Source organism: Citrobacter sp. Cf088 (genome assembly GCF_030334295.1).
Classification (GTDB): domain Bacteria; phylum Pseudomonadota; class Gammaproteobacteria; order Enterobacterales; family Enterobacteriaceae; genus Citrobacter; species Citrobacter freundii.
This window is the reverse complement of record NZ_JAOWEE010000058.1, coordinates 438,614-452,307: the sequence shown is the minus strand read 5'-3', so window position 1 is coordinate 452,307 and position 13,694 is coordinate 438,614. Positions and strand designations below refer to the sequence as shown.

Below are 13,694 nucleotides of genomic sequence, written 5' to 3'. Positions count from 1 at the left end.
ATCGCCGACCGACCCGACAGCAAAAGGTTTTAAAGTGGTGAAAGGTCTATTATCATCGGCATATTACATATGAGCCGCGTACTGCTCGGGCCCGAAAAGGAATCAAATCACTATGCGCTGTAAAACGCTGACTGCTGCTGCAGCAGTACTACTGATGTTGACTGCAGGCTGTTCCACTCTGGAGCGAGTGGTTTACCGCCCTGACATCAACCAGGGAAATTATCTGACACCTACCGATGTCGCCAAAGTGCGCACGGGTATGACGCAACAGCAGGTTGCTTATGCTCTGGGTACACCAATGATGTCCGATCCTTTTGGCACTAACACCTGGTTTTATGTGTTCCGTCAGCAACCTGGTCATGAAGGCGTAACCCAGCAAACACTGACGCTGACTTTTAACAGCAGCGGCGTTTTGACGAACATTGATAATAAACCTGCGTTGACCGACAACAAGTAGGATTAACAGATCAAAAAAAGGTGCTCAATGAGCACCTTTTTTATTGTCTGCTATTTTTTAGCGGATTTCTCTGCTCGCTGTCTGCGCAGCTCTTTCGGATCAGCAATCAGTGGCCGGTATATTTCCACCCGATCGCCGTCTTGCAGAACATCAGCAAGCTTTACCGGACGGCTGTATATCCCGACTTTATTTTTGTTGAGATCGATATCGGTACGTAATTCCAGCAGCCCGGAAGCGCGGATAGCCTCTTCCACCGTAGCACCCTGTTGCAGCGTTACACGCTGTAGATACTGTTTCTCGGGCAGCGCATACGCCACTTCAACGACAATTTTAGCCGACGCTGACACTGTAAACCTCTTTCGCGCGAACCGTGAAGGCCTGCACCATGTTTGAAGCCAGTTCTTTAAAGATACGACCAAACGCCAGCTCGATTAACTTATTGGTAAACTCAAAATCGAGATGAAATTCAATACGACATGCTTCATGACTCAGTGGCGTAAACTTCCATCCGCCAATGAGTTTCTTGAACGGGCCGTCGACCAGATGCATCAGGATGCTCTGGTTACTGGTCAATTGATTGCGCGTGGTGAACGTTTTGCTAATCCCTGCTTTCGAGACATCCACAGCCGCGGTCATCTGTCCCGGAGTTGACTCCAGCACACGGCTACCGGTGCAACCCGGTAAAAACTGGGGATAGGATTTAACATCATTCACTAGCTGATACATCTGTTCCGCACTGTAAGGTACTAAAGCGGTCCGGCTAATCTGAGGCATAACAATTTCCATCAATATCAATCACACAAATAATACCATTTATCCCCCGCTAAAAAAAACGCTATAGCCTAACTCGTGCTAAGATAGCGCCTTGCGCCCCGCTGGATGAAATGGGGTGTTTTTCGATTCCAGATTACCTATACTGAGCGGCATTATGACGAAGAAAAAAGCACACAAACCTGGCTCAGCCACAATCGCGCTTAACAAGCGCGCACGACACGAATACTTTATTGAAGAAGAGTTCGAAGCAGGACTCGCTCTGCAAGGTTGGGAAGTCAAATCTCTGCGCGCAGGTAAAGCTAACATCGGCGATAGCTATGTCATCCTTAAAGACGGCGAAGCGTTCCTGTTTGGCGCCAACTTCACGCCAATGGCTGTTGCCTCAACGCATGTGGTATGTGATCCCACCCGTACCCGTAAGCTGTTGTTAAACCAGCGTGAACTCGACTCCCTGTATGGTCGTATGAATCGTGACGGTTATACCGTCGTTGCGCTTTCACTGTACTGGAAAAATGCCTGGTGCAAAGTGAAAATTGGCGTCGCAAAAGGTAAGAAACAGCACGACAAGCGCTCCGATGTGAAAGAACGCGAATGGCAGTTAGATAAAGCGCGCATTATGAAAAATGCTGGTCGCTAAACGCTACTCCTCTGTGACCAGTCTCTCACCCTGAGACTGGTTCTTATTTTTTAGTTATTGAAACCCACCCAATACATTCATCAAATTTATGGTTTATTTGTGCTGAATCGTTCAGGTATGAAATAAACTCCCATGGCATTACCGTAGCGACCCATAGTCTAATAAAATAAAACTTCAAGACCATATTGCCTATATTTAGATTTATTTTATAACACTATTATTACTGTTGTTTATTATATCCCCCACATTTCAATTTAAATAAAAAGAATTAAAATACAATAAGTTAACAAAAAACAAATCATTAAATACGCACCGGAAAGTATCCTTTTCAATTAGCCAAATATATTTTTAATATGGATAAGTTGCAGAATACTTTCTTTCTGACTATATCATCTAATACGAAAGAACTATTCAGTCGGCAGGTCCCGAACGTATTTACTAAGTAAACGAACATCTGCATGACCTAATCAATGTAATTACATGTGTAAATTCATCTTTATGATGAACGGGGCCCCTGTCTGCTCATTTTCCCAGCGCGCTGTTGCGGATTAATACTCCCGACATGCCATCAGGAGTGAACATATGCGTCTACTCGCCGTTGTATCAAAATTAACTGGCGTTTCCACAAATGTTGAATCCTCTGAAGTTACGCTCAGTTCACCTTCTATCGTGAAACTGTCGGTGTCGCGTGAGGAGGTAAGTCAACTAACACGCGTTAATCAGGATCTGGTTGTCACACTCCACTCGGGTGAAACCATCACCATTAAAAACTTCTACGTCGGAAAAGGTGATGCGCAAAACCAGCTTGTTCTGGAAGACAGCAATGGCGCGCTGTGGTGGGTTCAGGATACTGATGGAGCGTTCCACTTCCAGCATTTAGACGATCTCACTCCGCTAATGACTGCCGAGGGAAGCCATGAAGGCGGCGCCGTCTGGCCGTGGGTTCTTGGCGGGATCGCGGTTGCTGGCGGAATTGGCCTTGCCGCAGGTGGCGGCGGTGGCGGCGGTGGAGGTGGCGGCGGTGGGAGCGATAACAACGCCGGAAGCGGTAATGGCAACGGTAACGGTAACGGCGATGGTGGTGGAAACGGTAATGGCGATGGCGATGGTGGCGATCCGCCAACGACAACACCTAACGCACCAGATGTGCCGGTTATTACCAGTGTAATCGATGACCAGGAGCTAATTACTGGTCCTGTTAATCAGCAGGAATCCACCAACGATAATACGCCCACTCTCCAGGGTACCGGCCCCGCAAATGCTACATTGCATATTTTTGATAACGGCGTAGAAATCGGCCAGGTCGCTATCGATGCCAACGGCAACTGGTCGTTTACGCCATCCTCTCCACTCGCAGACGGTACCCACAAGTTTACCGTCAGTGCATCAGACGGTACAGGCAGCAGCGGCATGTCAGACAGTTGGGAGATTATTGTCGATACGCTTGCCCCCGACGCCCCTGTGGTCACAGAAGTAACTGACGATTCCGGTTCCATTAAAGGCTTGATCGGTATTAACGGCGTAACCGACGATGCCACGCCAACGCTCACAGGCACTGGCGAAGCCGGTTCTTACATCAGCATTTCTGATAACGGCATTCTGATTGGTATGGTCCAGGTGGATGGCAATGGCAACTGGACGTTTACACCGGACACACCGCTTAGCGACGGTGTTCACAATCTGACGCTGACGCAAACTGACGATGCGGGTAACGTGAGCGCGGAAACGAGCGTACCTACATTCACCGTCGATACTACCCCGCCTGAAGGCGCGGTCATTTCCTCCGTTAATCCGGAAGGCACTGAGGTAACCGGTAGTGCTGAGGCTGGAAGCCTGGTGATGATCATCGGTAGCAATAATCAGGTTCTGGGTTCAATAACGGTCGGCCAAACCGGCAATTTCGTCATCACGATTTCACCTTCACAGACGCACGGTGAAGCGCTAATCGCGAAGATTCAGGACCAGGCCGGTAACATCGGGCCAGATACCCCATTCAATGCGACGAACTCGGGCTATCCTGGCGTACCGGTTATCGTCAGCGTGATGGATGACTTCTCCCCATCAACCGGGCCATTGAGCAACAATCAGGCCACCAACGATAATACCCCCACGCTCTCTGGCACTGCCGATGCCAACAGCACAGTGACTATTTACGACAACGGCACAATTATCGTCAGCGTACTGGCTGACGGTAACGGTAACTGGACATGGACTTCCAGCTCCCCGTTATCAGATGAGTTACACGCCTTCACCGCCACCGCGACAAACCAGTCAGGTACAGGAGGCATGTCACCAGCGTTCAATATCAACATCGACACCCAACCACCGTCGCCACCTGATGATCTCAACGTATCTGCGGATGGGACTGTCGTCACCGGAACGACCGAGCCAGGCAATACCGTGGTTATCACCGGCAGTGGCGGAACTCAGATCGGCAGCGGAGTCGCCGGGCCGGATGGCTCATTTACCATCACCATTAACCCACCACAGACCAATGGCGAAACCATTGAAGCCATCGCAACCGATCCGGCAGGAAACCCAAGCCTGCCAGAAACTGCGCTTGCACCAGACATTACCGCGCCACAGCCCCCAACAAACCTGCTAGTTAATGGCACTGGAGACCAGGTCACCGGCAAGGCCGAACCCAACAGTACGGTCAATATTCTGGATCCGGATGGCAATATCATTGGAACAGCAACTGCCGATACAAATGGGGATTTCACCGCAACGTTGGTTCCGCCACAAACCAACGGCGAGACCCTTACGGCAAATGCGACCGACACCGCAGGCAACAAGGGCGACGACGCCTCTGTCAACGCACCGGACACCACCGCACCTGATGCACCGACAGGCGTCACAGTTGCAGGAAATGGTGGAGCGGTTAGCGGTCACGCCGAAGCCGGAAGTACCATCACCGTCAAAGACAGCAACGGGGCTCCTATTGGCGTGGGTCAGGCTGACAGCGGCGGCAATTTCACCGTCCAGATCACCCCGTCGAAAATCAACAATGAAACAGTAAACGTCACCGCAACGGACAGCACTGGTAACGAAAGCCTGCCAACTTCAGCTGTTGCCCCGGATCTCACCGCGCCAAACCAACCCGTTATCATTGCCGTTACTGATGACGTCGCCGATATCACAGGCCCCATCAATAACAATGGGTTAACCAACGACGATAAACCGAAAATTGAGGGCAAAGCAGAGGCCGGCTCTCAGGTCAAAATTTACGATAACGGAACTCTGCTTACGACCATTACCGCTGATATCAACGGTAACTGGAACTATACGCCCACCTCGGCATTGGGCCAGGGGGCACACGTATTTACAGTGACGGCAACCGATGCCGCTAATAACACCAGCACCGCCGCCAGTTGGAAAATCATTGTCGACAGCATCGCCCCCAGCGTACCGGTTATTACGCTTATCTACGATGACGTTGGCAGCATCACCGGCAACGTCGCGAACAACGGATTCACCAACGACAAAACGCCAACAATCTCAGGAACCGGTGAACCCGGTTCGCTGGTGACGCTGTATGATAATGGTCTGCAAATGGCAGTCTTTTTTATCGACAGAACAGGCACCTGGAGCCATAACGTTACAACCGATGAGGCCCTCGCCGAAGGCACTCACCGTTTTACGGTGACCGCAACGGATGCCGCCGGGAACGTCGTCACTTCCCCCAATCCTGTCATCGTGACCGTTGATACCCTGGCACCCGCAGCGCCCGTTATTGTGAGCGCCACGGACGACGTCGGGAATGCACCAACCGATCTGCCCACCGGTAGCCGTTCAAACGATACCCTGCCGCTGCTGAAGGGAACCGGGACCGTCGACTCCACCATCACTATCTATGATGGCGCCACGCCAATAGGCACCACCACGGTCCTGGCCGGGGGCACCTGGAGTTTCCAGGTCACTCAACCGCTGAGTGAAGGTCCACATGCGCTGTCGGCTATCGCAACCGACGCGGCGGGTAACGCCAGCAGCGCCGGGAACTTCACGCTGACCATCGATACCACCCCACCCGCCGCCCCAGTCATCTCATCGGCGGAAGGCCTGGTTGGCAGCAGCACACAAACGCTGATTAACGGTGGCAGCACGAAAAGCGCCGAACCCACACTGTCGGGAACCGGTGAACCGGGTGCGACTATTACTATTTATGATAATAGCGCCCCGATTGGCAGCGCCCTCGTACAGCCAAATGGGACCTGGACATTTATCCCAGACACTCCGCTTCTGGATGGCCCGCACAAATTCACCGCCACGGCGACTGACGTAGCAGGCAACGTGGGGATCCCATCCGCTGGCTTTACGCTGACGGTGGATAATCTACCACCAGTGAAACCCGAACCACCAACCATCACTGACGACGCCAATCCGATCACGGGGATCGTCACTAACGGTATCACCAACGATACCACGCCAACCTTTAGCGGTACGGGAAGCGCCGGCGATCTGATTACCATTTATCTTAGCGGTACTCCGCCATTGCAAGGTACGGCAACGGTTGGCGCAGACGGCACCTGGAGCTTTACGCCACCCGCCCCTGTCGCCCCAGGCAGTTACCAGATAACCGTCACCGCAACCGATCCGGCTGGCAACGTTAGCCAGCCATCAGTGGCGACTAACCTGGAAATCGACACTACGCCATCTGCTCCTCCGGTTATTATCGCCGCCAATGATAACGTCGGCGGTTTCCAGGGCGACCTCGCCCCCAACGCGGTAACCGACGACACAACCCCGACTATTCGCGGAACCGGCACAGACGGTGATACCATCACCTTGTACAACGGCAGTACGGTGATCGGCACCACAACGGTCGTTGGCGGCGTCTGGAGTATTACTCCCGGAACGGCACTGGCAAACGGCAGCTACACGCTGACCGCCACCGCCACCGATCCGGCAGGTAATACCAGCGGCAGCTCAAACAGCGTCTCGTTTACGGTTAACACCACAACGCTGACCCAGCCGCAGGTAACGGATATTCAGGATAACGTCGGGATCATTACCGGCTCACTGACCAACAACAGCGTGACGGACGATACCACCCCGACGATAAGCGGGACCGGCACGCCGGGCAGTACCGTGCTCATTTATGAGGGTGGCAATCCTGTTGCAATTGCCACGGCCACCGTTGCCGCGAACGGCACCTGGAGTGTGGATGTTCCTCTGACACCAAATGCCACCCATACGCTAACGTTCGGTGCCAAAGATGCCGCGGGTAACGTGCTGGCGGCAGGCAATCCGGTGATATTGAAGATTGATACGCTGCCTCCCGGCGACCCAATTGTTACTAGCGTTAACCCTGATGGCACACAGGTTAGTGGTACGGCCGAAGAAGGCAGCACCGTCATTATTCGCAGCGGAACAACGGTTCTCGGTCAGGGGATCGCAGACGGTTCAGGAAATTACGTCATCACGATTTCACCAGCGCAAACGGCTGGTCAGGCACTGAATGCCATCGCCCAGGATCCCGCGGGTAACCAGAGCAATCCCACCCCGTTTACCGCTGCCACCTCCAGCGTTCCACATCCGCCAACTCTTGAGATCGTGGATGACGTAGCCCCCGGCATGGGCGAAATCGGCAGCGGTAAAACCACTAACGATACCTTACCGTTGTTGCAAGGAACCGCCACGGCTGGGGCTACAGTGACTATCTATCAAAATGGCGCGTCTATCGCCACGGTCACCGCCGATGCGGTTTCCGGCGCCTGGAGTTATCAGTTGCTCACCCCGCTAACTAACGGCACAACCTATAACTTCGCAGTGTCACAAACCGTCAACTCAATACCCAGCGGGCAGTCACCCAATTATGCCATTACCATCGACACCACCGCGCCGCTGGCACCGCTCATCACCAGCATTATCGATGACGTTTCGCCCGGCAGTGGGCCGCTGGATAAAGGACAAATTACCAATGACTCACGCCCGACCTTAAACGGAACCGGCGAAGCGGGAGCAACCATCACCCTCTACGATAACGGTATCGCTTATGCCACAACCACAGTAAACAGCAACGGATTCTGGAGCTTTACCCCGACAGACGCGCTGGGAGAAGGCAATCACCTCTTTACCGCTCGCGCAACCGATGCTGCTGGCAACCAAGGCGATGCCTCCGCTGATTTTCTGATCATTGTTGATACTTTAATTCCGAATGCCCCCACCATTGTCACAGTCACAGACAACGTTGGCACCATTCAAAACCTGACGTCCGGACAGTCAACCAACGATAACACCCCGACGCTTGCTGGCGTCACTGAAGCGGACTCTGTGGTCACTATTCGCGATAATGGCGCGGTGATCGGCACGGCGATCAGCGACGGAAGTGGCAACTGGAGCTTTACGCCAGCTCCTGCGCTCAGTGAAGGCAGCCACTCGCTGACTGCAACCGTCACGGATGGCGCAGGTAACATCAGCCCTGCGACACCACCGTTCACACTGGTCGTCGATACGCTACCGCCCGCAGCCCCGGTCATCACCTCAGTCATTGACGATCAGCCAGGCAATACATCGCTGGCAAACGGGCAACTGACCAACGACGCGCAGCCTACGCTGAACGGCACAGGGGAAGTGGGTGCCATCATCACCATTAAAGATAAAGGTGTCGACATCGGTACTGCGCAAGTAGATGGCTTAGGCAACTGGACCTTTACACCGGGAAGCGCACTAGGCCAGGGTCAGCATGTCTTTACTGCGGTGGCTACTGACCAGGCCGGTAACACCGGGGGAGCCTCTTCATCCTTTACCCTCGAACTGGATTCTATTGCTCCCGTAGCGCCGGTCATCAGTACGGTGCAAGACAACACTGCTCCCACCACCGGGCCGATCGGTAACGGTCAGACGACGAACGAAACCCGCCCGGCACTGAGCGGCAGCGGTGAAGTTGGCGCAACCATCACCGTTCTGAGTGACGGCTTGCCGATTGGCACCACCACCGTCGGCGCTGGCGGCACCTGGAGTTTTACCCCAACAGATGCGCTGGGTAACGGTACGCATACGCTGACCGTCACCGCCACCGACAGCGCGGGCAATACCAGCCCTGCCTCCAACGGCTTTACGCTCACGGTTGATTCCGTATCGCCGAACGCACCGCTCATAACTCAGGTCACCGATGATGTCGGCCCGCTGACCGGAAATCTGAACAACGGCCAGGCGACAAACGATGCGCGCCCTACCCTCAGCGGCACGGCAGAGGCCAATTCAACGGTTAAAATTTACGACAACGGCACGCTGATCGATACCGTTTCGGCAGACGGGGGCGGTGCATGGATTTTCACGCCGGGAACAGCGCTGAGCAACGGCAACCACACGCTGACGGTGACAGCAACCGACGCAGCCGGAAACGTTAGCTCAACGTCCGCTGGATTTAACATCGTTGTTGATACTGTTGCCCCGCTTGCGCCAACGATTATCCAGGCTTTTGATGACGTGGTGCCGGGAACCGGAACGCTGTCGAACGGCGCTTACACCAATGATACTCGCCCCGTACTGAACGGCTCGGCGGAAGCCGGTGCCCGGGTAGCCATCTACGATAATGGCACGCTGCTGGCGACGGTGACAGCGGCAATAGATGGCACCTGGGAATATCTGCCTGCCACACTGGGCAACGGCCCGCATGTCTTTACCGCCATTGCCACGGATGCCGCCGGGAACGTCAGCCCCACCTCAAGCGAATTTATTATCAACGTTGACACGATCGCGCCGTCAGCGCCGCTCCTGACCTCGGTGGTGGATGACGTCGCAGGCGGTGTGTTCAACGCGGGACTTAGCAACGGGCAACTGACTAACGATGCCCGACCAACGCTCAACGGTACCGCCGAAGCAGGCAGCACCGTCAGCATTTATGACGGCAGCACCCTGTTGGGTACCACGCTGGTGCAAAGCAATAACAGTTGGTCGTTTACCCCAACCACGCCGCTGGCAAATGGATCGCACACCTTTACCGTCACCGCCACCGATGCGGCGGGCAACACCAGCGGCGCAACGGCAGGCTTTAGCGTAGTGGTCGACACCACGGCACCAACGCAGCCTTCAATTAGCAGTATTGTTGATGATGTCGGACCAAACACCGGGGTGATTGGCAATAATCAGCCAACCAACGACGCACGCCCAACGTTAAACGGCACCACGGAAGCCAACGCTCGGGTCGATATTTATGATAACGGCACCTTTGTAACCAGCGTAACGGCGGACGGCAGCGGCAGCTGGAATTACACGCCACCTACGGCGTTGGGTCAGGGGACGCATTCCTTCACCATCACAGCAACAGACACCGCAGGTAATACCAGCGGGCTATCGTCTGCCTCCGCAATTGTGGTCGATACCGTCGCACCGGGTATTCCAACCGGTCTGGCGGTCAACGCCAACGGCACCACGCTGACCGGCGCTGCCGAAGCGAACAGTACGGTGATCATCACCTCCAGCAGCGGAACCGTACTTGGTACCGCAACAGCCAACGCCTCCGGTAATTTCACCTTCACGCTGAGCCCACCGCAAATCAGTGGGCAAACGCTGCTGGTCAGCGCACAGGATGCCGCAGGCAACATCGGCACAGCGGGTAACGTGCTGGCACCGTTTACTGGCGTACCGCCTGCGCCGGTTATTGCCAGCGTATTTGACGACGTGGGCACAATTACAGGTCTGGTCGCGGCAGGTAAAACCACCAATGATACCCGTCCAGCCCTTAGCGGAACGGCGCAGGCTAACGCCATCATCAATCTGTACAACAACGGCGTACCCATGGGTAGTACGACCGCAGATAGTAACGGGCTCTGGAACTTTACCCCATCCGGCGCGCTCAGCGAAGGTAACCACGCGTTTACCGCCACGGCAACAAACGCCAACGGCGTAAGCGGGGTGTCCGGCTCGTTCAGCGTGATTGTGGATACCACGCCGCCGACCGCGCCAACGATACTGATCAGCGCCGATGGCGGTACCATCAGCGGCGTCGCCGAAGCGGGAAGCACGGTTACCATCTCTCTGCCCGGCGGCACCAGCGTGACGGCAATCGCCAACAGCAGCGGTGTATACAGCGTCAACCTGCCGGTTCGCCAGATTGAGGGGCAGTCGCTGTCCGCCACGGCGACCGATGCGGCGGGAAATACCTCATTGCCAACAAGCGCTATCGCGCCGGTATTGCCGCTGCTGGCTGAAGACAATGTCACCAGTCTGCCTCTACAAACCGATGTCACCGTCAGCACCGAGCATCAAAGCGATTATGGTTTCCTGTTGGTCAATGCGCTGGGAAATGTCGCCAACGTGCTGGGGAACGATACAGCAAGCGTCAATTTCAGCATCGCTTCTGGCGGCAGCGGATCCATTACAATCAATGCCGCAGCGACCGGCGTGGTGCTGTCGCTGTTAAACACGCTTGAAGTCGTCATCCAGCGCTTTGACACCGGGCTGAATGCCTGGGTAACGGTGGTGGATACCGGGAAACCAGACTTTGCCAGCCTGCTCACCCTGGGCGCCTCGGGCGTAACGCTCAATTACAGCGGACTGACTGGCGGGGATTACCGCGTGGTCAGCTACAACACCAACCTACTGGCGACAGGGGCATACACCAGCCTTGATGTCTCGGTGGTAAAAGCCAGCGCAGGGACCATCACCGGTGGTACTACCGAGTCTGGCAATATCATCACCGATACCGATCCCGCCAATGGGCAGGATAACGCCCCTTCCGGCACGCTGGTCACCACCATCACTGACGGTAACGGCAACGTGGTGAACATCCCGGCGGGCGGCATTGATGTGCAGGGTAAATACGGCACCCTGCATATCAATCAGAATGGTAGCTACACCTATACTCTGACCAATACGTCAATCTCAGTGTATGGACGTTCCGAAAGCTTTACCTACACGCTAACGCATGGCAGCGATCACTCCTCGGCAAAACTGGTGGTCACGCTGGGTCAGGCCCCAACCACCAGCACGGTAACTGCGGCAGACGATGTGGCTGCGCTGACTTACGGGACGCAGGTCATCGCAGTCGACAACCATCCATCACAACAAACCGGCTTCACGCTCGCCAGCGTTGGTTTGGGACAATTGTTGGATGTTAGCCTGGTCAACGGTTTGACCAACCCGATTAAATTCAACGTTGATGACGGCGCGACGCGAACGATCACGGTTCAGGCCAACGTACTTGGCGTAACGCTGGGCGGCTTTGATCTCTATGTCTACCGCTTCAACGAGTCTATTCAGCAGTATGAGCAGTACCGGGTACAGCCGAACTGGGTCACCGCCCTGCTGGGCGGCAGCTCACCGGCGTATACCATTACACTGCCGGGCGGTGACTATCTGTTCCTGCTTAACGCTTCCGGCGGCCTGACGCTGTTAACCAGCTATACCCTGAATATTCAGGCCGATCACACCTACGCCGTCGACAGTCTGAGTGCAGCTACCAATGGAAATCTGCTGGCCAACGACTCGGCTCCGGCTAATACCGTTATCACCGAAGTTAACGGTGTCACCGTTAACACAACAGGCACTACCACCATTAACGGACAGTACGGCACACTGACTATTGATGCGAAAGGGAACTATACCTACACGCTGAGAAGCGGACTGGGCGCAGACGGTATCAATACGCCGGATAGCTTCGTGTATAAGGTCAAAGCACCAAACGGCGATACCGGCAGCGCGTCGCTGAACATTACGGCAACCCCACAGGCGCTGGATGCCGTAAACGACATCAGCAGCCAGATGGCGGTCACCACCCAGGCCGATACATCCAGGTCGTTTACCGACAACAGCGTTGGCAACGCCAGCTGGAGCGCCCAACTCCTTTCACCCACCTCACAAAATGGTACTGGCGTCATTGAAGTCGCGACGGGAACGGCGGTGCAAAACGCCATACTGCATTTTAACGTCGCTTCAGGTCTGACGCTGGGCGGACTGACCGTCACCTGGGCGCTGTATGACAGCAACAACGTCAAGATTGCCGGTAACTCATTCAATGGCGGATTGCTGATTGGCGGCAATATTGATATTGCCCTCAGCGGGGTAGTACTGCACCCCGGCAACTATCGCCTCGACTATACCGGCAGCGTCGGGGCTCTGGGGCTGGGGAATATCACCATCACCCCCAGCGTGAAAGGCACGATAATCGACCTGCAAAACTTCGAGACTTCCACAGCGAATAGCGTCACCGGCAATATTTATGACGGAGACCATATTGCCAGCGTGCATACCTTGCTAACGGTGAATGGCACGGGCGGCAGCGCCGCCACGCTGGATCCGCTGAGCAGCACGACCAGCGCCATCATTAACGGGTTGTACGGCAAACTGACCATTGGCATTGATGGTCATTACACCTATGCCCTCAACAGCGATGTCTCGCTCTCCACCATCGTCACCAAAGAGACATTTACCTACACCCTTAACGACCTGAATGGCCATACCGATACCGCTACGCTGACCATCAATATGAATCCGCAAGTGGTGAGTACCGTCGATGCCGATCGCCTGACTGGCAGCGCCTACGGCGATACGCTGATTTATCACCTGCTCAATGCCAACGACGCTACCGGCGGTAACGGAACAGCGGACACCTGGACCAACTTCTCGCTGGCCCAGGGTGACAAAATCGATATCGGTGACCTGCTGGTGGGCTGGAACGGGCAGAACGCGACGCTCGGCAACTACCTCACCGTTACAACAAGCGGTAACAACACGGTTATTGCCATCGACCGTGACGGTACGGGCAACACTTATCACTCAACCAATCTCATCACGCTGGAGAACGTACACACCACGCTCGACGAGCTGGTGCAACAAAATCACATTGTGCCCTGAAGTGAACATATAGCGTTAAAGCGCCAT

Annotated in this window: 5 protein-coding genes; 3 read left to right on the top strand and 2 right to left on the bottom strand. The window is 54.9% G+C overall.

All coding sequences use genetic code 11. The features are described from left to right. Nucleotides 1–112 precede the first annotated feature (112 nt). Nucleotides 113–457, top strand: a complete 345-nt coding sequence (gene bamE, locus OGV71_RS25315; protein WP_003826401.1) for an outer membrane protein assembly factor BamE — start codon at nucleotides 113–115, stop codon at nucleotides 455–457. 50 nt (nucleotides 458–507) lie between these two features. Here bamE and OGV71_RS25310 read toward each other — a convergent pair whose 3' ends face one another. Both OGV71_RS25310 and ratA read right to left on the bottom strand, forming a co-directional pair. Beyond that, nucleotides 508–804 carry an RnfH family protein gene (locus tag OGV71_RS25310; protein ID WP_003031215.1) on the bottom strand — a complete coding sequence of 99 codons (297 nt, stop codon included), beginning with the start codon at nucleotides 802–804 and terminating at the stop codon, nucleotides 508–510. Further along, nucleotides 788–1,231: a type II toxin-antitoxin system toxin RatA gene (ratA, locus tag OGV71_RS25305; RefSeq protein ID WP_003031213.1), complete on the bottom strand. Its 444-nt coding sequence runs from the start codon at nucleotides 1,229–1,231 to the stop codon at nucleotides 788–790. Before ratA ends, OGV71_RS25310 begins: the two co-directional genes overlap by 17 nt. Before the next feature lie 154 nt (nucleotides 1,232–1,385). Here ratA and smpB point away from each other — a divergent pair, with 154 nt between their 5' ends. Both smpB and OGV71_RS25295 read left to right on the top strand, forming a co-directional pair. Further along, nucleotides 1,386–1,868: an SsrA-binding protein SmpB gene (gene smpB, locus OGV71_RS25300; protein WP_003031211.1), complete on the top strand. Its 483-nt coding sequence runs from the start codon at nucleotides 1,386–1,388 to the stop codon at nucleotides 1,866–1,868. Between the two features lie 582 nt (nucleotides 1,869–2,450). Then, complete coding sequence (locus OGV71_RS25295) at nucleotides 2,451–13,667, top strand: BapA/Bap/LapF family large adhesin (RefSeq protein WP_286534188.1); 11,217 nt, start codon at nucleotides 2,451–2,453, stop codon at nucleotides 13,665–13,667. Nucleotides 13,668–13,694: the final 27 nt, after the last annotated feature.

Bases quoted from the DNA above. Each gene is read 5' to 3' on its own strand.
- smpB (WP_003031211.1), top strand. From the start codon at position 1,386: ATGACGAAGAAAAAAGCACACAAACCTGGCTCAGCCACAATCGCGCTT.
- OGV71_RS25295 (WP_286534188.1), top strand. From the start codon at position 2,451: ATGCGTCTACTCGCCGTTGTATCAAAATTAACTGGCGTTTCCACAAAT.
- ratA (WP_003031213.1), bottom strand. From the start codon at position 1,231: ATGCCTCAGATTAGCCGGACCGCTTTAGTACCTTACAGTGCGGAACAG.
- bamE (WP_003826401.1), top strand. From the start codon at position 113: ATGCGCTGTAAAACGCTGACTGCTGCTGCAGCAGTACTACTGATGTTG.